This is a genomic window from Brachybacterium atlanticum (assembly GCF_025669985.1).
In the GTDB taxonomy this organism is placed as follows: Bacteria; Actinomycetota; Actinomycetes; order Actinomycetales; family Dermabacteraceae; genus Brachybacterium; species Brachybacterium conglomeratum.
In genome coordinates, this window is the sequence record NZ_JAKJJW010000034.1 from 1 (window position 1) to 18412 (window position 18412).

Here is an 18412-nt window from a genome sequence, read left to right on the forward strand (position 1 = left end):
CCCCGCGCGGGGAGGAGGGCCGTTCGAGCGCCCGGGGCACCCGGGACGACGGCGCCGCGCCCGGAGTCCGCAGCCGCGGGGGCGATCCGGCGCAGCGACGCAGCGCGGGGTCAGCGCTCCCGGGCGAGGTGGTCGAGGGTGGCGCGGAGGTTCCAGCGGGCCGCGTCCTGCAGCTGCTCGGGCAGGTCCGGGCCGTAGACCACGCGCAGCAGCCGGTCGAGGGTGAGCACCCCAGCGGTGCGGGCGCGCCGCACCTGATCGATCCGCTCCTCGCGGTGCGCGATCGTCTCCTCGAGGACGGCGAGCACCTCCAGCGGGGAGTCGACGGACGGGCCGTGTCCGGGGAAGAACGCGCTGATCCGCCCGTCCTCGGCGAGGGCGTGGAGGATCGCGAGGGACTGCAGGTACTCGGTGAGCGAGCCGCCGTGCTCGGGCACGATCACCGTCGAGGAGCCGCCCAGGAGGGTGTCGCCGGTCAGCATACGCCCGCCCTCCACCAGCAGGCCGACGGAGTCGGAGGTGTGCCCGGGCAGGTGGATGACATGTCCGACGGTCCCGTTGTCGCCGATCAGCGTCGCGGGCAGCGGGCGCGAGCCGGGCACGGCGGACTGATCGGCCGCCCACAGCGGCACCTCCCGGCCGCTGCGGGCGGTGAGCTGCCGGGCGAGGGTCGCGGCGCCCGCAGCATGGTCCGCGTGCCGGTGGGTGACCAGCACACCCTCCGGTCGGGCGTCGTCGCCGCAGGTCAGCAGCAGCTCGGCGAGGTGCTCGGGGTCCTTCGGGCCGGGGTCGACCACCCACACCTGGCCCTCGTCGCGCAGCACGTGGCTGTTGGTGCCGCTGAGCGTCATGGGGCCGGGGTTGTCGGCCCGCACCACGATCAGCTCGACCGCCGGGGCATCGGGAGCCCGCTGCCCGAGATGCTCGTCCATCGCGACCCCGCTCAGGCGGTGGGGGCGAGAGACGCGGAGAGCTCGACGACGAGCTCGAGCTCGACCGGAGCGTCCAGGGGCAGCACGGCCACGCCCACGGCGGAGCGGGCATGGCTCCCGGCCTCGCCGAAGACCTCGCCGAGCAGGGTGCTCGCGCCGTTGATCACGGCGGGCTGGCCCGTGAACGAGGGATCGGAGGCGACGAAGCCGGTCACCTTCACGATCCTGACCACCTGGTCGAGGTCGCCCACCAGCGCCTCCACGGCGGCGAGGGCGTTCAGGCAGCAGGTCGCGGCGAGCTCGGCGGCCTGCTCGGCCGTGACCTCGGCTCCGACCTTGCCGGTGCGCGGCAGCGCCCCGTCCACGAAGGGCAGCTGCCCGGAGGTGTGGACGTGGGAGCCGGTCCGGACGGCCGGCACGTAGGCGGCCACCGGGGCCGCGACCTCGGGCAGAGCATGCCCGAGCTCGGCGAGGCGGGCGCGGGTGCGGGGGCTGCGCGCCGGGACGTCGTCGGTCATCGGCTCAGCCCTCGCCCCGGGGGCGCTTGAGGTAGGCGACCAGGTTCTCCGGGTTCGGCCCCGGCACGACCTGGACCAGCTCCCAGCCCTCGTCGCCGTAGTTGTCCAGGATCTGCTTGGTCGCGTGGATCAGCAGCGGGACGGTCAGGTACTCCCAGCGGGTGAGTGTGCTCATGGGACGAGCCTACCCGGGGAGCCCGGTCCGAGGAGGTCAGCCGCCGACGGCCTGCTGCTCGGCACGCCGCAGCAGCGCAGACCAGTCGCTGACGTGCGGGTGGCGGCGCAGCAGACGTCGCCGCTCCCGCTCGGTCATGCCGCCCCAGACGCCGAAGTCGACGCGGTTGTCGAGCGCGTCGGCCAGGCACTCGGTGCGCACCGGGCACGCGCCGCAGGCCGCCTTGACGGCGTGCTGCTCCGCGCCCTGCACGAAGAACCCGTCGGGATCCATCGTCACGCAGGCGCCGCGGGCGGCCCAGCTGCTGTCGCCGGTGAAGGCGCTTCCCCCGATGGTCATTCTCCATCCCCTTCCGTCTTCCGGATCGACCTTGATCCGTTCCTCGCCCCACTGTATGGAGACGGTCGCCACATGGCAAAACGCGCGATGCTCCATGACGGCGGCCGGAGCCCGTGCTAACGCGCACATGAGCCCGTCGCGCCGGGGCAGGTCACGGCGCGGCATCGGCTTCGTGAAGATTCCGCGCGCGCGGCCTGCCTGATGGCCGCTCCGGGGAGGGTCGCCGTACTGTAGTTCCATGGCCCGCACCTCGCCCGCGTCCAGCTCGGGACGCTCCCTGCCCGTCGCCCTGGCGCAGACCGTCTACCTGCTGCTGGGGCTCCTCGCCGTCTCGGCCCTCGCCGGCGTCCTGCTCGCGGCGTTCTTCCTCCCCGCGGTCTCGGCGACCTCGGCCGTCGCCGAGGACGGGGTGGACCTCTTCGAGTCCTACCCCAGCGAGCTCGAGGTCGAACCGCTGAACGAGGCCAGTCGCATCGAGGCGGCCGACGGGTCGCTGCTGGCGACCTTCTACACCGAGAACCGCATCATGGTGCCGATCGAGGAGATCTCGCCCCACATGCAGAACGCGGTGATCGCGGTCGAGGACCGCCGCTTCTACGAGCACGGCGGCGTGGACCCCAAGGGCCTGGTCCGCGCCTTCGCCTCGAACGCCGCGGGCGGCGCGACGCAGGGCGGCTCGACCCTCACCCAGCAGTACGTGAAGAACGCGCTGCTCATGGACGCCGTGCAGCGCGGCGACCAGGAGGACCAGCTCGCCGCGACAGAGCAGAGCTACGGCCGCAAGCTGCGCGAGGCGAAGCTCGCGATCTCGCTCGAGAAGCAGTGGAGCAAGGACGAGATCCTCAACGCCTACCTGAACGTTGCGCAGTTCGGCCCCTCCCAGTACGGCGTCGAGACAGGCTCGCGCCACTACTTCTCCAAGAGCGCGAAGGACCTCAACCCCGGCGAGGCCGCCCTCCTGGCCGGCATCACCAACGGCCCGAACCAGTACGACCCGGTCGCTCACCCCGAGGCGGGCGAGAAGCGCCGCAACGAGGTGCTCGCGGACATGAAGCGCGAGGGCTTCGTGACCGAGGAGGAGTACGAGCAGTACACCTCCCAGCCCGTCGAGGAGATGCTGCAGATCCAGAACGTGCGGGCCGGCTGCGCCGACGCCGGCACGAGCGGGTTCTTCTGCGACTACGTCACGCGCTCCCTGCTGAACGACCCGAACTTCGCCCCCACCTACGAGGAGCGGCGCAAGCTTCTCTACGGCGGCGGGCTCACGATCAGGACCACGCTGGACCCGAACACGCAGGCCGCGGCGGTTGACATCCTCCAGCGCAAGGTCCCCGGCGACTCCCAGCACGGCTTCGGCCACTCGATCGTCACCGTCGAGCCGGGCACCGGCAAGATCCTCACGATGGCGGAGAACCGCACCTTCAACCCGCACGAGGACGTCCAGCCCGGCGAGACCGCGATCAACTACAACGTGCCGCAGGCCCTCGGCGGCGGCAACGGTTTCCCCGTCGGCTCGACCTTCAAGCCCTTCGTGCTGCAGGAATGGCTCGAGACCGGGCACAGCATCGATGACCGCGTGAGCACCCGACGCGAGGTGATGAAGTCCTTCCCCGCGGAGTGCCTGGACAGGGGTCGCTGGTACGAGGCGGGCGGATACGACCCGGACAACGCGGTCTCCGTGCCGATCGCACCGATGGAGTCGGTGCTGAACTCCACCAAGTTCTCGATCAACACCAGCTACGCGAACATGTCCCGTCAGCTCGACCTGTGCAGCATCGCGGAGGGGGCGCGCGACATCGGCGTCGTCCCCGCCCGGTACAACCCCTTCGACAAGGCGACCTGGGAGACGAGCGTGGCCGAGCTCTACGGCACGGAGCTCGCTCCTTCCGCCGTCGTGCTCGGCCAGCTGCAGATCTCCGCGCTGGACATGGCCGCGTCCTACGCGACGTATGCTGCCGGCGGCACCTACTGCAAGCCGCAGGCGATCACCGAGGTCGTCGACCGCAACGGCGAGGCGATGGAGATCTCCGGCGCCGAGTGCCACCAGGCCGTCGAGAAGGAGGTCGCCGACACGATGGCCTGGGTGCTCCAGCAGGACCTCGAGGACCCGCGCGCCACCGGCAAGGGCAAGACCATCCCCGGCCATGCCGCAGGAGGCAAGACCGGCACCTCGACGTCCCAGTTCCACACCTGGTACGTCGGCTTCACCCGCCAGATGTCCACCGCCGTGTGGTTCGGCCACCCGGCGACCGACACCCGTCCCGGCGGGTTCGACGTCGACGGCGAGATGCTCCGCAGCGGCAGCGTCTGGGGCAACACGGTCTCCCTGCCCACCTGGCAGGAGTACATGACCAGGGCCCATGAGGGCCTCCCCTCGGAACCCTTCCCCGCCGCCCCGGCCCCGACGGCCAGCGCCGCGGGCGACGCGATCGAGAAGGGGAAGGTGCCCGACGTCGGCGGCATGCCGATCGAGCAGGCCCGCGCCGCGCTCGAGGCGGCCGGCTACTCCGTGCGGATCGAGCAGGCGCCGCACGACGAGATCGGCGCCGGCCATGCGATCGACACCGATCCCCCGGCAGGCACCGAGCTTCCCGAGGGCCGTCCCGTCGTGATCCGCGAGTCCTCCGGTGAGGAGTGAGGTGAGGCCCGCGCTCGCGGCCGCCGGCGCGCTCGGCGGGCTCGGCCTCGGGCTCGCCGGGGCCACCCACGTCTGGGCACGCCATGTCGAGATCCACCGGTACACGCTGCGCGAGGCCGAGCTGCGGATCCTGCCGCCCGGCGCGCGCACGCGACGTGTGCTGCACATCAGCGACATCCACCTGCTGCCGGACCAGCACCGCAAGCTCGCCTTCCTCGAGCACCTCGAGAGCCTGCGCCCGCACCTGGTGATCGACACGGGCGACAACATCGCCTCCGCGGCCGCGGTCCCGGCCCTCGCCCAGGCGATCGAGCCCCTGCTGCGCCGGCCCGGCGCCTTCGTGATGGGTTCGAACGACATGTTCGCGCCGATGCCGAAGAACCCCGCCCGGTACCTGCTGCCGGATCCGCGGCCCGCCGGGCTCACCGAGCCCCGGGAGCCGACGCTGCCCACCGCGGAGCTCGCCGCACGCCTCTCGGAGCACGGCTGGAAGGACCTGACCAACACCCGTGCCACGATCGAGCTCGGCGGCCTGGAGGTGCGCCTGGCCGGGGTCGACGACCCCCATCTCGAGCGCGACCGGATGCCCGCCCTGCCCTCTCCCGCTCCGCGCACGCCCGAGCACGGCAACGTGCTCCAGGTGGGCGTCGCGCACGCCCCCTACCGCCGCGTGCTCGACGCCTTCGTCGCCGACGGCGCGGAGCTGATCCTCGCCGGGCACACCCACGGCGGCCAGCTCCGCCTGCCCGGCATCGGCGCGCTGGTCACGAACTGCGACCTGCCTCGTCAGCAGGCCCGCGGACTCTCCGACTGGCAGGGCGTGCCGATGAACGTGAGCGCGGGGATGGGCGCGAGCCCGTACTCGAACTACCGTCTGCTGACCCCGCCGGAGGCGACCTTGCTCACGTTGCGGGCCCGGAGGCCCTCGGACGTCGGCTGACCGGCCGGGAGCCTGCTAGAGTTTCTCCTCGGTGACCCGCTCGAGCGGGTTCGACCGGGGTGTGGCGCAGCTTGGTAGCGCGTGCCGTTCGGGACGGCAAGGTCGCAGGTTCAAATCCTGTCACCCCGACCCTCTGGGGAGTCGCGAGATCCATCGATCTCACGACTCCCCTTCTGCGTCGGCCGGCGGTCCGCCCGCCGGCCGCCCGCGGGATCGACGACGACGATGATCCCGCTCCGCACACCACCCTCGAGGCGTTACTTTATCGCCGAATGACCAATCTCGGTCGGGTCGATCGCGCTTTCTTTCGACGACCGTCAGGACACTCGCTGACCCCTCGCGACTCATATCGGCTTGTTCGGACATTTCGCCCCGTCGCCCGGTGACCGACGGGTCGACCAGCGACATCGCCTTACTCGGACATACCGGGCATTCCGCCGACATGAATGACAATGGAGTAGTTATCACGGTGGAATTCATTTCTCGGATCGAACACGCGGCATTTCGGGCGCGACTCGCAAAATCTTCGCAAAGAACTGCACGCCCGACAGCAAATGCACCTGTGGTCTTACATGCCCTCACCCCTACAGTGACCTGCGGTGCCGCCCTTTCCGAGGCGGCTCCCACCGGGCCGCCGCCTCCCCGTCACCGGTCCGGTTCCTTCCTCCGCTTCCCTGGGTGACGGGCGCAGGCTCCGCGGACTCCCCTCAGGTCCGCGGCATATCGACTGCGAGGCGACGGAGAAAGTGATCGCCACCGATGTTCCGCACCGCTCCACGCGCCACGCACCGGGCTCCCGGTCGTGCCGTGATCGACTACCGAGGGCTCGCCGCCCCGGTCGGCAAGGGCGTGGGAGGGGCCGCCGTGATCGGCGCCGTCTCCGCGACCGCCGCCCTCGCCGGCAGCACCTCCGCCACCGCGCAGGCGCCCGCGGCCGCCGCCACCTCCGCCGCGCCGTCCGCCGGGACCGCCGCCGCGATCCCCGCGGCCGTGCCCGCCAGCACGCAGTACACCTCGGTGAAGCTGCGGCTCGGCTCCCGCGGCAGCGCCGTCTCCTACCTCCAGCAGCGTCTGAACGCCCACGGCGCGAGCCTGAAGGTCGACGGCGTGTTCGGCTCCGCGACCCTGCGGGCCGTCAAGAACCGTCAGTCCGCGGCCGGCATCGGCGTGGACGGCGTGGTCGGTCCGAAGACCTGGAACGCCCTGAACGGCGGCTCGTCCTCCGCTCCCGCGGCCGGCTCGTCCTCCTCGCAGCCGAAGCTGCGTCACGGCAGCCGCGGCAGCGCCGTGTCGACCCTGCAGAGCGGGCTCAACGCGCGCGGTGCCGATCTCAAGGTCGACGGCGTCTTCGGCGCCGCCACCGGCTCGGCCGTCCGCTCCCTGCAGTCCGCCGCCGGCATCGGCGTGGACGGAGTGGTCGGTCCGAAGACCTGGAACGCCCTGTACAGCGGCGTGTCGGTCCCCTCCGGCGGCACCGGCGCGAGCTCGGGCACCACGGTCAACGGCAGCGCCATCGTCTCCGCGGCCCGCGCCCAGCTCGGGGTCCGCTACAAGTGGGGCGGCTCCACGCCCTCCTCCGGCCTGGACTGCTCCGGCCTCGTGTACCACGCGTACAACCAGGCCGGCATGAACATGCCGCGCAAGACCGCCAAGGGCTACACCTTCGGCGGGCGGATCATCCCCAAGTCGCAGGCCAAGCCCGGCGACCTCGTGGCCTTCACCGGCAACGACTACGGCCACATGGGGATCTTCACCGGCGGCAACGGCATCATCGACGCCTCCGGCTCGCGCCAGCAGGTCGTCGAGCGCACCATCTGGAACGCCCCGCACGTGTTCGTCACCTACCGCTGAGACGGCAGGAGTCGCGCAGAGGACCATGACGGCCTGCTCGACGCGAGAGCGTCACCGGGAAGGAGCAGGGCGACATGGTGGAGGAGCCCGGTCGGCATCGCCGACCGGGCTCGCCGCGTCCGGGCCGGTTCGTGCCGCGGGATGTGATCCACGTGGCAGACTGGTCGGGTCACGAACTCCCACGTCCCTCAGGAGATCCGGATGCCCGACCCCATCGCCCTCGTTCCGCTGCCCCGATCCGTCGTGTGGTCGGAGGGCATGTGGGAGACGACCGACCCGTGGGAGGGCCTGTCCGTCGGCCTCAGCGAGGACCTGCCGGCGACCGAGTACGCCCTCTCCATCTCCCCGCAGGGCGCGGCGCTGAGCGCCGGCAGCGAGGCGGCCCTGGCCGACGGGCGCAACACCTTCGCCCAGATCGTCACCGGGGCCGACGGGTCGATCCCGTGCGTGACCATCGCGGACAGCCCGAAGCACGCCTGGCGCGGCATGCACCTGGACGTCTCGCGCCACTTCCTCCCGGTCGAGGAGATCGAGACCCTCCTGGACGGGATGGCCCTGCACCGCCTGAACGTCCTGCACCTCCATCTCACCGACGACCAGGGATGGCGCGTGGAGATCAAGGGCTACCCGCGCCTGACCGAGGTCGGCGCGTGGCGGGAGCAGACGCTCGTCGGCCACATGAGCGGGGACGAGGAGTCCTGGACCTTCGACGGCGTGCGCCACGGCGGCTCCTACAGCCAGGAGGAGCTCAAGGGCCTCGTCGAGTACGCGCGGCGCCGCGGGATCATGATCGTCCCCGAGATCGACCTGCCCGGGCACATGCAGGCCGCCGTCGCCGCCTATCCGGAGCTGGGGAACTTCCCCGAGCAGCAGGTGGGCGTGCGCGAGGTGTGGGGGATCTCCGACCACGTGCTCGGCGTCTCGGACCAGGTGTTCGACTTCCTGCGCGACGTGCTCACGCAGGTCGCCGGCATCTTCCCCGCCCCCTACGTGCACATCGGCGGCGACGAGTGCCCCACCGGCGAGTGGGAGCGCTCCTCCCAGGCCCGTGCCCGCATGAACGAGTGGGGCCTGACCCGCGTCTCGGAGATCCAGGGACGCTTCACGACCTTCGCCTCCGAGGTGCTCGCCGAGCAGGGCAAGCGCGCCATCGCCTGGGACGAGGTCCTGGAGACCCATCTGCCCGACGACACCGTGATCATGAACTGGCGCGGACCCGCCGGCGTCGCGGAGGCCACCGCGCGCGGCTTCCAGACGATCGTGGCGACCTCCGACCTGCTCTACTTCGACCACTACCAGGCGGACCCGGCCGACGAGCCGCTCGCCATCGGCGGGAGGACCACGCTCGAGGACGTCTACACCGGTCGCCTGCTGCCCAAGAAGATGAGCGCGGACCAGGAGCGCCTGGTGATGGGCCTGCAGGCCCAGCTGTGGACCGAGTACCTGCCCGACGCCGGCGCCATCCAGTACATGGCCTTCCCGCGCCTGTGCGCCTTCGCCGAGCGGGCCTGGGGCTCTCCCGAGCAGAGCTGGGACGAGTTCCAGGAGCGCCTGCGCGCCCACCTGCCGCGCCTGGACGCCTTCGGGATCCGGTACCGCCCGCTCGACGACTGACGTCTGCGATGCCCACCTCCCACCGAGACGCGCACCCCTACGGCCACTCTGCCGCTGACGTGCGCCGCCGCGACACGCGGCTGCGTCGCACGCGCCGGCTCCGCGCGACGCAGCTGGCGTTCTTCTCCGTGCTCGCCGTGGCGCTGATCGCCGTGGGCGTGTACGCGGTGGGCGAGCTGCGCGAGCCGGTCGAGGAGCCCGGGATGATCGCGCCGAAGGAGATCGGGCCGGACCCGGTCGCCGTGGAGTGCCCCGACGAGGGCGCCGTGCCGCTGCCGCCCGCAGAGGTGACGGTCACCGTGCTGAACGGGACCACCCGCAGCGGTCTCGCCGGCGAGACCGCGAACGAGCTCGCAGACCGCGGCTACGAGACCGGCGAGCCGGGCAACACCCGGAGCGCGAGCGGCCCCGCCACGATCGTCCACGGACCGACCGGCTATCTCGCGGCCCAGTCCGTGCGCGCCCAGCTCGCCACGGCCGACGTCGAGCCCGTGCTGAAGCTCGACGAGGCGAGGGAGGGCACCGACGTGGATCTGCTGCTCGGCGCCGGCTTCACGGACCTCGCGCCGGCGCCCGCGGCCGCCGACGCGCTGGAGGCGCCGGTCCCCGTCCCCGAGGGCTGCTGAGCCAGAGCCCCGCGCGGCGCCGCTCGCCCCGGTCAGTCCTCCCAGTCCCGGCGATCGACCTCGCTCCGCGTCCCGGTCCACAGCGAGATCGCGCCGCCGAAGAGCAGCAGCATCACGATCGTGCCGAAGACCAGCGCGGTGCTCGGCGAGGAGGGCATCAGCCCGGCCAGCACGCTGTTGATGCCGGAGACCTCGGGGCCAGACTCGCCGGCGGCGTCCAGGTCCGGGTCGACGTCGACCGCGAGGCTCGCCTGAGCGGGGATGCCGGTGCTGTCGACCACGTGGTAGGTGATCGTGGAGGTGCGTCCCGAGAAGCCCTCCTCCGGGGTGAAGATCACCGCGCCGTTGCCGCTGACGGTGAACTCGCCCTCCCCCGGGATCACGAGGCGCTTGCCGCGCCCGTCGCGGAGGTCGGCGAGGTTGGTCGCCTCCAGGGCGCTGATCTCCACCGTGGCCGGCTCGAGGGGCTGCGAGCCGCTGCCGGCGGTGTCGTTGCCGAGCACGTCCACGGAGACCGGGCGGCCCGGGGCGGTGCCCGCCTCGTCGTCGCGCAGGGTCGCGACGATCGGCGAGTAGATCGCCGTGAGCGAGGCGCTGACGGGGTTGTCGGCGTAGACGCCGCGGGCGGTGATCGCCACCGGATCGGCCGTGCCCTCGAAGCCCTCCTGCGGGGTCAGGGTGACGGTGCGGGACTCGAGGTCGATCCGCCAGGTGCCCTGGTCGGGGACCGTCAGGGTCGTCCCGTCGGCCGAGACGTCGGCCCCGTCGGGGGCGTCGGCGGCGTCGAAGCGCAGCGAGTCCGAGCGCACGTCACGGATGCCGGTGCTGAGGTCGAAGACGATCTCCGTGCCGGGCAGGGCCGCCTGCTGCCGGGAGAAGAGCACGGGATAGGCGGTGCTCAGCAGCGCGGTCGCGGCCGTCGCGCCCTCGCCGTCCCCGCCGGTGATGCCCATCGGCGCGACCAGGCGCACCTGGTCGCTCTCCGGGGCGAAGCGGACCGTGGCCGTGGCGCGGTCCAGCGTCCACACGCCCACGTCCCGCTCGGTCACGCGGGTGCCGTCGGCGGAGGCCTCGTAGGCCGCCTGGTCGCCGAGGGGCTCCAGACGCAGCGTGGTCGGGTCGACGTTCTGCTGCCCCTCCCCCACCACGAACACGATGTCCTCGCCGAAGGGCGCGGAGCGGTCGAGGTCGGAGATGATCGGGACGGTGAGCGTGACCTGCCCGGCCCGTTCGACGGCGCCCTCCTCGTCCTCGACCACGTAGAGGACCGGGTCGAACTGGCGGCCGAGGCCGGGGCCCGCGGGGGTGTGGGTGAGGCTGCGGCGATCGCTCGAGAGCTGCCAGGCGCCCTGGTCGGGGACGGTCGCGCGGCTGCCGGCGAGGTCGACGGTCGAGCCCGCCGGGAGATCCGCGAGCTCGAGCCGCACGGCCCCGTCCTCGGGCACGTCATCGGGCAGCTCCACGGTCGTGGCCTCCCCGGCGGAGCCTTGCGCGTCGAGCTGCTCGAGCTCGAGCAGCTCGGGCGTGAGCACCACGGGCAGGGAGCGGCTGTCGTGGAGGCCCCCGACGGTCAGGGCGATCGGGGTGCTGGGCCCCTGCACCCCGAGCAGCGGCGTGAACAGCAGCTCCTGGCCGAGCAGCGTCCAGGTGCCCTCCCCGGCGACCGCGATGCTGAGCGAGTCCTCCCCCAGCTCCATCGTCGAGCGGACCGCCTCGTCGAGCTCCTCGGGCACGGCGAGGCGTGCGGAGTCCAGGTCGACCTGGTCCTCGACGTCGTCGGCGACCAGTGCGCGCAGCGGGATCCGCGTGCCCGTCCCGGGGATCATCGAGAGGGTCTGCGTCTGGGCGGGGAACTCGAAGGGGCCGTCCTCCCCGAGCGCAGACGCGGCGGGCGCGAGAGAGACCGCGAGCGCGGCGGAGGCCAGCAGCGCCGCCGAGCGGGTCAGCGGGCGCGGCCCACGCGCGCGCGGGGGACGGAGCGGGGGCTCGAGCACCGGCCCAGCCTAGCAACGGCCGCGGCGCCGGCCCTGGGGAGGCGGCCCTGCCCCTCCCTCCCGGACCCCTCGACCGTAGAGTGACCCCATGGCCGATGCGCGCTCCACCGCCCTGCTCGACATGACCCGCCTGCCGCCGCTCGGGGAGGTGCTCGACCTCGCCGCCGCGCAGCTCGCCGCCTGGATGCCGCAGCAGCGCTGGTACGCGCACAAGGGCGCCGGCGCGCCGCAGGTGGAGGTCGCCGGGTGGGCGCCGCTGCGAATCGCCCCGGATCACGCGACGGTCCTGCTCGTGGCCGCGGTGCATCTCGGCGACGGTGAACGCCCCGCGGCCGGCGGCACGGTGGACAGCAGGCCCGACGGCGCGGCCGACGGCACGACCGGCGCCCCGGACGCCGCTCCCGGCACCGGGTCGACCGGGCCCCGGGAGCCGGACGCCCTCTACCAGGTCCCGCTCGTGCTGCGCCGCCCCGAGGACGCCCCCGCCCCCGAGGAGGGCGCCGAGATCGGGGTGCTCGCGGTCGCCGGCGGTCCGCTGCGGGTGGACGACGCGACGCGGGACGCCGACGGCCGGGCCGCCCTGGTCGCGACCCTCGTCTCCGGCGACGGCGCCTGCGGTCCCGGGCTTTCCCTGGCCTCCCACCGCACCCTCCCCGACTCCCCGCTGCCGCTGGGCCGGGCGATGCGCAGCCGGGTGCTGGCCGGGGAGCAGTCCAACACCTCCCTGATCATCGAGACGGAGGGAGCCTCCCCGCTGATCGTGAAGCTGTTCCGGGTGCTGCAGGACGGGGAGAACCCCGATGCGGTGCTGCAGGGCGCGCTCACCGCGCAGGGCTCCGTCCACGTGCCCGCCGTCGTCGGCGCCGCGACCGTGCGCACCGGCGCGATGCGCACCCATGCCCTCGTCGCCCAGGAGTTCCTGCCGAAGGTCGAGGACGCCTGGCGGGTCGCGCTGCGGCTCGCGCGCGCCGGCGAGGACTTCATCGTCCCCGCCCGGGCGCTCGGCACGACCCTCGCCGAGGTGCACCGCGATCTCGCCGCCGCGCTCGGCACGGTCGCGGCCGACGAGGGCGCGGTCCGGGCCGTGCTCGCGCAGATGCACAGGCGTCTCGCACAGGTCGCCGCGGAGGTGGAGCAGGTCGCCGCGCACCGGGAGCGTCTCGCCGCCCTGCTGGACACGGCCGCGGGCCAGACGTGGCCCGCGATGCAGCGCATCCACGGGGACCTGCACCTCGGACAGGTGCTCGCCTCGCCCGAGCGCGGCTGGGTGCTGCTGGACTTCGAGGGCGAGCCGCTGCGGCCGCTCGCCGAGCGCGCCCTGCCCGACTCCCCGCTGCGGGACGTCGCCGGGATGCTGCGCAGCCTCGACTACGCCGCCGGCGCCGTCGCCCTCGAGCACGGGGTCGACGCGGGCTCCTGGGCGGCCGACGCCCGCGCCGCCTTCCTCGAGGGCTGGGCGGCGGAGGCCGGGACGCCCGCACCCGCGGTGCTCGCCGCCTTCGAGGCCGACAAGGCGGTGTACGAGGCGCTGTACGAGTCCCGTCAGCGCCCCGACTGGCTGCCGATCCCGCTCGGCGCGCTCGAGCGGATCAGCGCACGAGGCGCGGGGGCGGGGTCGGCGGGCTGAGCGCCGAGACCGGGCTGGTGGTGGTGATCGGCGTGAGGGAGCCCGGCAGGAACGGGGCGCTGATGGCCCGCACCGCGACGCGCACGCCGACGATCACCTCGAGCAGATCGCCGTCGGCCCCGCCCCAGGTCGCATCGAGGATCCCGTTCGCCTCCTCGGCGGAGCGGCGGGTGAGGCCGTGGGCCGCGGCGCGGCGCTCGACCGCCTCGAGCAGCCTCGCGCTCGCCGCCTGATCGCGATCGGGCGTTCCGTCGGCCGCGAGGAGGGCGCTGACGTGGCAGAGCGTCTGCAGCCCGTGCCAGGAGCCGCCCGAGGAGCGGTCGCGCTCGGGGCGGTGGTCGCGGAAGGCGATCAGCCCGGGCTGCTGCTCGAGGAGCACGGCGGTCACGTCTTCCAGCAGGGAGCGGATCCGCGCATGGGTGGCGTCCTGGCCCTGGATCTCGTCCGCGGTCCCTCGGGGGAGCGCTGACATCCTCGACCGCCTCTCCCGTCGCGCCGCCCGCGGCGACGTCCTGCTCCGTCACCCGCCCGCGGCGACGTCCTGCTCCGTCACCCGTCCGCGCGGGTGGCGACCAGGGTATCGGCCCCTCGGGGAGCCCTGCGATGGGGAGAACTCCCCATCGGCCGGCGAGCGCCCGGCTCAGCCCTCCTCGACCGGCACGAACTCGACCGGGGAGACCGAGGAGTAGCGGTCCTCTCGGATCGAGACCACGCCGACGCCGCCGATGAACGGGGCGAGCGCCTGCGGGTTCTTGCCGGGGTTGGCGAGGATGACCTGGAAGCCGAAGTGGCGGAATGACTCCATCGCGGCGGTGATGAACTTGCCCGCGCCCTTGGAGAACGCCTCGTCGATGATGATCGGCGCGTAGCGGGGCACCTCCTGCCCGGTGCCGGCGAGCTGGTAGCGCAGCGCCGCGGCGAGGCAGAAGGTGGCCAGGCGCTCGTTCTGACCGCCGGAGAGGGGGCCGCCGGACTCGTGGGCGTGGACCACGGTGCCCTCGGCGTCGACCTCCTCGGCGTGGAAGTGCACGTGCCGGCGCACGTCGAGGATGACGCGGGAGACCTGGTCGTCGCGGGTGCGGGCGGCGCCGATGAGGTCCATCAGGTGGCGCAGGGACAGGAACCGCTCCTCGGCCAGCTCCCGGTCGCGGGAGATGTCGTTCAGCGCCGTGTCCGCCACGGCCTCCTCGAGCGCCTTGCGGAACTCGTCCAGGGCCGCGAGGTGCACGGGCCGCATGGACAGCTGCAGGAAGCGCCCGGAGTGGAACTCGACCTGGGCCAGCAGCGCGTTGATGCGCTGGAGGCGCTTGCGGATCTCGGCGGGCTCGCGCGCGATCGCGGTGGCCAGCGCCTGCACGTCCCCGAGGGTGTTGCCGGTGAAGAACTCGAAGAAGCGGTCCTCGACCTCGGGCAGCTTCTCCTCCTCGATCCGCTGGAGGATCGCGAGATAGTCCTCGATCCCCTCGAGGGTGGGGGCGGTGTCCCCGGCCTGCGCGGGCCAGCGGCGGGAGAACTCGCGCATGGCGGTGCGCATGTCCTCCTCGGCGCGGGAGGTGCGCTTGGTGAGGTCCATCAGCTCGGCGTCGAGGGTGGCGGAGGCGTCCTTGGTGACGCGGTCGATGGTGGACAGCACGAGCGTCGGGGCGATCGCGGCGAAGCGCGCGGCGAGCTCCTCCTCGACCTCGGGGTCCAGGCTCGTCTCGGCGATGCGCTCCTTCGCCTGGGCGAGGCGCTCCTCGGCCCGCTCGGCCTGCTCGGAGGTCTTCCCGGCCGCGCGCACCACCTCGAGCAGCTCCTCGTCGCTCGCGGCGATCGAGGCCTCGACGTCGTCGATCTGTCGGGCGAGCTCGGTGAGGGCGGCGGAGCCGTCCTCCGCGGCGCGGACCATGTCGCGCAGGTTCGCCACACGCCGCGCGACGGAGGCGGCATCGATGTCGTCCCAGGTGACCGCGCTGATCGCCTGGAGGGCGTAGAGCCGCTCACGGCGCCGCTCCCGCTCGACCTCGACGTCCTTGCGGCGGGCCTGCGCCTCGAACAGCGCCTGCTCGGCGCGGGTGCGCTCCTGCTCGAACACGGCGCGCTTGGCGCGGTTGTCGAAGCCGAGCACCCACTGGGAGCGGTCGTTGATCTGCCGGTCCGCGCTCTTCTCGTGCCGGGTGGCGGAGTGCTTGATCTGGCCGGAGCGGAGCACGGCCCGGTTCAGCCGGGTGAACTCCTCGAGGTTCTCGGCGCAGGTGTAGTCCATGCGGGCGGCGATCTCGTGGGAGAGCCAGACGTGGAACTCGCCGTCCTTGACGTCGAGCTTCGCCGCGAGCGAGCGCTCGTCGATGTTCTTCGCGGGGCGGCGCAGATCGGTGTTGACCCGGTTGTAGGAGATCCGACGGCGCAGCTTCGTGCGGTCGATGACCTGGGCGACCTGGCGGTACGCCCGGTCCGGGACGAGGATCGAGCGGGCCAGTCCCCGCAGCGCCTGCTCCGCGGCGGCGGTCCACTCCTCCTCGCCGTCGCGCACCTGCAGCAGCTCGGCGGCGAAGGGCAGCTCGGTCGGGGCGATGCCCACCTCGGCGGCGATGTGGTCGCGCAGCGCCACGTCCTCGGAGTGGAGGTTCGAGGCGCGGGAGGTGAGGGAGGCGAGCTCCTCGCGGGTGCGCTGAAGGGTCGCGCCGAGCTCACGCACGGTCGCCTCCGCCTCCCAGCGGGCGGCGTCGGCGCCCCGCTCCTCCTCCTCGAGGGACTCGCGCAGCTGCGCGACCTCGCGCTGCAGGCCGAGGAACATGTCCTCCCCCGCCGGGGTGCGCAGCTCCACGGTCGCCAGCTGCGAGGCGAACTCGGCGGCCCGCTCGCGGCGGCGCTCCCGCTCCACCTCGAGCCCGGCGATCTGCTGCTTCCAGTCGTCGATCTCCCCGCCGCCGGCGCGGCGGCGCTGCTCCTTGAGCTGGGCGAGGTCGGAGCGCGCCTCGGCCACGTCCTGGGTGAGGCGGCGCTGCTGGGCGGTGAGGGAGTCCCGCTCCAGCTGGAGCCGCCCGGTCTCCTCCCCCAGCAGCCGCACCAGATGCTGGGCGGCGAAGACGTCGATGTCGGCGCGGCGGTCCACCAGCTCGCCGCCGCGCTCGCGCATCGCGGACCAGTCCTCGTGGGTGGTGCGCAGGGTGCGCAGCAGGTCCCGCTGCTCGCGCGCGGTCACCAGGGCCTCGTACACCTCGGAGAGGTTGTGGAAGTTCGCCAGCGCCTGGTCGGCGAGCTCGAAGGTGCGCGGCTCGTCGAGCATGTAGTCGCGCAGCAGCGCGTTGACGTCGCCGAGCTCCTTGGCGGACTGGATCTTGTGCAGCAGCCCGAGCGCCTTCTCGTCGGGGATGCCCAGCAGCTGGCAGAACGCGGCCCGGTACTCGCGGAACTGGCGGAAGGTCTGGGTGCCCGGATGGGCGGCCTCGAGCGCCTTGCCCTCGATCTGGGTGGAGACGAACTGGCGCAGGTCGGTGACGTCCAGGGGCTTCCGGGCGATGACGTAGAGGGACTTCACGTCGGAGTCCGCGGAGTGGCCGGCGTGCAGGAGCAGCAGACGGGAGAGCTGGACCGTGCCGCCGCGGCCGTCGCCGTAGCGCAGGGTGAGCACCGACAGGGTCGTCTTCTCGCGCAGCACCTCCTGGCTGAACTCGCCGGTGGCCTGGTCGTAGTGCATCGCCCAGGCGCCGCGGACGTAGCTGGCGACGGTGCGGCGGTACTTCGAGCGCTGAGGGCCGGCGTCGGAGGCGGCGGCGTTGAACTGGAGCGTGCGCGGCGGGGTGAGCAGGGCGCTGATCGCGTCCAGCAGCGTGGACTTGCCGGTGCCGGGCCCACCGGTGAGGAAGAAGCCCTTGGAGGAGATCGCCAGGTCATGGGTGCCGTGGAAGGTGCCCCAGTTGGAGATCTGCACATGGGTGAGCCGCCACTGCCCCGGGTGCGGATGATCGGGGTCGGTCACCGCCGGCTCGGCGGGGGCGTCCGGCCCGGCCATGCCGGGGAGGTCGAGGACGTCCTCTCCCCGGGTGTTCGCGGCGTCAGTCGTGGTAGGCACCCCGTCAGGGTACCGAGTCCGATCGCGATGCGGGGCGGACCGGGGCAGCCCCGCTCACGGCCGGATGATCCCCACCCCGGCAGTGGTGCGCTCCCCGAGCTCGACCAGCGCCTCGCAGGCCTGCTCGAGGTCGAGGGTGCGAGTGACGAGGTCCTGCGGGCGCAGAGACCCCTCCCGCACCAGGGCGAGCAGCCCCGGATAGTCCGCGGCGGCCATGCCGTGGCTGCCCAGCACGGCGAGCTCCTGGGAGATCACGCGAGGGATCGCGAGTCGCGGCGGCTCCGCGTACAGCCCGATCTGCACGTGCCGTCCGAGCGGGGCGAGGGCGAGCAGCGCCGCGTCCGTCGTCGCCTCGCGGCCGAGCGCCTCGACGCTCGCCGTCGGCCGCTCCCCCGCCGCCTCGACGATCGCCGCGGCCGTCGCCGCCGGATCCAGGCCGCGGGAGTCCACGGTCAGCGCAGCCCCGTGCTCGCGGGCGAGGGCCAGGGCGCCGGGATCGATGTCGACGGCGATCGGCCGGGCGCCGAGCGAGGCGGCGATCATGACCGCCGAGAGCCCCACCCCGCCGCAGCCGATCACGGCGACGGTCTCCCCGGCGCGGAGCCCGGCGCGGGCGGTCAGCGCCCGGTACGCGGTCGCGAAGCGGCAGCCGAGGGTCACGACCGCCTCGGCGGGCAGGTCCTCGCCGACGGGCACGAGGTTGTGGTCGGCGGCCCGGATCGCGACCTGCTCCGCCCAGGAGCCGTCGTGGGTGAAGCCGGGCTGGGTCTGGTCCGGGCAGATCTGCGCGGCGCCCTCGCGGCACCAGCGGCAGCGCCCGCAGCCCTCGACGAAGGGGGTGGTGACCCGGTCGCCGACCCGCACCGAGGTGACCCCGTCGCCGAGCGCGGCGACGCGGCCGACCATCTCGTGCCCGGGCACGCGCGGGAGCGTCACCGTGTCGTCGTGTCCGGCGAAGGCGTGATGGTCGGAGCGGCACACCCCGGTCGCCTCCACGTCCAGCACCACGCCGCCGGGCGGGGCCGAGGGGGCGGGGAGGTCGCGGACCTCGGGACGGAGACCGAACTTCTCGATGACGACGGCGCGCATGGGAGGAGTCTGTCA

At 73.2% G+C, this 18412-nt stretch carries 14 protein-coding genes and 1 tRNA gene; 7 read left to right on the forward strand and 8 right to left on the reverse strand.

Features of this window, described 5'->3' with window-relative positions; translation table 11 throughout:
* Positions 1-110: 110 nt before the first annotated feature.
* The 4 genes from L3K22_RS13850 to L3K22_RS13865 are packed head-to-tail and all read right to left on the reverse strand — an operon-like array spanning position 111 to position 1964.
* A complete protein-coding gene (locus L3K22_RS13850; RefSeq protein WP_263311902.1) occupies positions 111-932 on the reverse strand; it encodes an MBL fold metallo-hydrolase in 822 nt (273 codons plus the stop codon).
* Between the two features lie 11 nt (positions 933-943).
* Positions 944-1450: a RidA family protein gene (locus L3K22_RS13855; protein WP_259880956.1), complete on the reverse strand. Its 507-nt coding sequence runs from the start codon at positions 1448-1450 to the stop codon at positions 944-946.
* A gap of 4 nt (positions 1451-1454) precedes the next feature.
* Positions 1455-1625 (reverse strand): Sp36 family protein, encoded by a 171-nt coding sequence (gene sp36 / locus L3K22_RS13860; protein ID WP_010549519.1) that lies wholly within the window; start codon positions 1623-1625, stop codon positions 1455-1457.
* A gap of 36 nt (positions 1626-1661) precedes the next feature.
* A complete protein-coding gene (locus L3K22_RS13865; protein WP_010549518.1) occupies positions 1662-1964 on the reverse strand; it encodes a WhiB family transcriptional regulator in 303 nt (100 codons plus the stop codon).
* Positions 1965-2202: 238 nt separating this feature from the next.
* Between L3K22_RS13865 and L3K22_RS13870 the strand changes: the two genes are divergently transcribed.
* The 6 genes from L3K22_RS13870 to L3K22_RS13895 all read left to right on the forward strand — a co-directional run bounded on the left by L3K22_RS13870 (position 2203) and on the right by L3K22_RS13895 (position 9633).
* Positions 2203-4602: a penicillin-binding protein gene (locus tag L3K22_RS13870; RefSeq protein WP_263311903.1), complete on the forward strand. Its 2400-nt coding sequence runs from the start codon at positions 2203-2205 to the stop codon at positions 4600-4602.
* Between the two features lies 1 nt (position 4603).
* Positions 4604-5542 (forward strand): metallophosphoesterase, encoded by a 939-nt coding sequence (locus L3K22_RS13875; protein WP_263311904.1) that lies wholly within the window; start codon positions 4604-4606, stop codon positions 5540-5542.
* Positions 5543-5597: 55 nt separating this feature from the next.
* Positions 5598-5671, forward strand: a tRNA-Pro gene (locus L3K22_RS13880).
* A gap of 678 nt (positions 5672-6349) precedes the next feature.
* A complete protein-coding gene (locus L3K22_RS13885; RefSeq protein ID WP_263311905.1) occupies positions 6350-7393 on the forward strand; it encodes a C40 family peptidase in 1044 nt (347 codons plus the stop codon).
* Positions 7394-7594: 201 nt separating this feature from the next.
* Positions 7595-9007, forward strand: coding sequence for a beta-N-acetylhexosaminidase (locus L3K22_RS13890; protein WP_263311906.1), 1413 nt, complete (start codon positions 7595-7597; stop codon positions 9005-9007).
* Positions 9008-9015: 8 nt separating this feature from the next.
* Positions 9016-9633: a LytR C-terminal domain-containing protein gene (locus L3K22_RS13895; RefSeq protein WP_263311907.1), complete on the forward strand. Its 618-nt coding sequence runs from the start codon at positions 9016-9018 to the stop codon at positions 9631-9633.
* Positions 9634-9665: 32 nt separating this feature from the next.
* Here L3K22_RS13895 and L3K22_RS13900 read toward each other — a convergent pair whose 3' ends face one another.
* Positions 9666-11627, reverse strand: a complete 1962-nt coding sequence (locus L3K22_RS13900) for an Ig-like domain-containing protein (protein ID WP_263311908.1) — start codon at positions 11625-11627, stop codon at positions 9666-9668.
* 88 nt (positions 11628-11715) lie between these two features.
* Between L3K22_RS13900 and L3K22_RS13905 the strand changes: the two genes are divergently transcribed.
* Positions 11716-13254: a phosphotransferase gene (locus L3K22_RS13905; protein WP_263311909.1), complete on the forward strand. Its 1539-nt coding sequence runs from the start codon at positions 11716-11718 to the stop codon at positions 13252-13254.
* Here the strand turns inward: L3K22_RS13905 and L3K22_RS13910 are convergent.
* From L3K22_RS13910 to L3K22_RS13920, 3 genes are all read right to left on the reverse strand, one after another.
* Complete coding sequence (locus L3K22_RS13910) at positions 13217-13726, reverse strand: hypothetical protein (RefSeq protein WP_263311910.1); 510 nt, start codon at positions 13724-13726, stop codon at positions 13217-13219. The two genes, L3K22_RS13905 and L3K22_RS13910, sit on opposite strands and share 38 nt — an antisense overlap.
* Positions 13727-13894: 168 nt before the next feature.
* Positions 13895-17308 carry an ATP-binding protein gene (locus tag L3K22_RS13915; protein ID WP_263311911.1) on the reverse strand — a complete coding sequence of 1138 codons (3414 nt, stop codon included), beginning with the start codon at positions 17306-17308 and terminating at the stop codon, positions 13895-13897.
* A 54-nt stretch (positions 17309-17362) separates the two neighbouring features.
* Positions 17363-18397 (reverse strand): alcohol dehydrogenase catalytic domain-containing protein, encoded by a 1035-nt coding sequence (locus L3K22_RS13920; RefSeq protein ID WP_263311912.1) that lies wholly within the window; start codon positions 18395-18397, stop codon positions 17363-17365.
* Between the last annotated feature and the right edge of the window lie 15 nt (positions 18398-18412).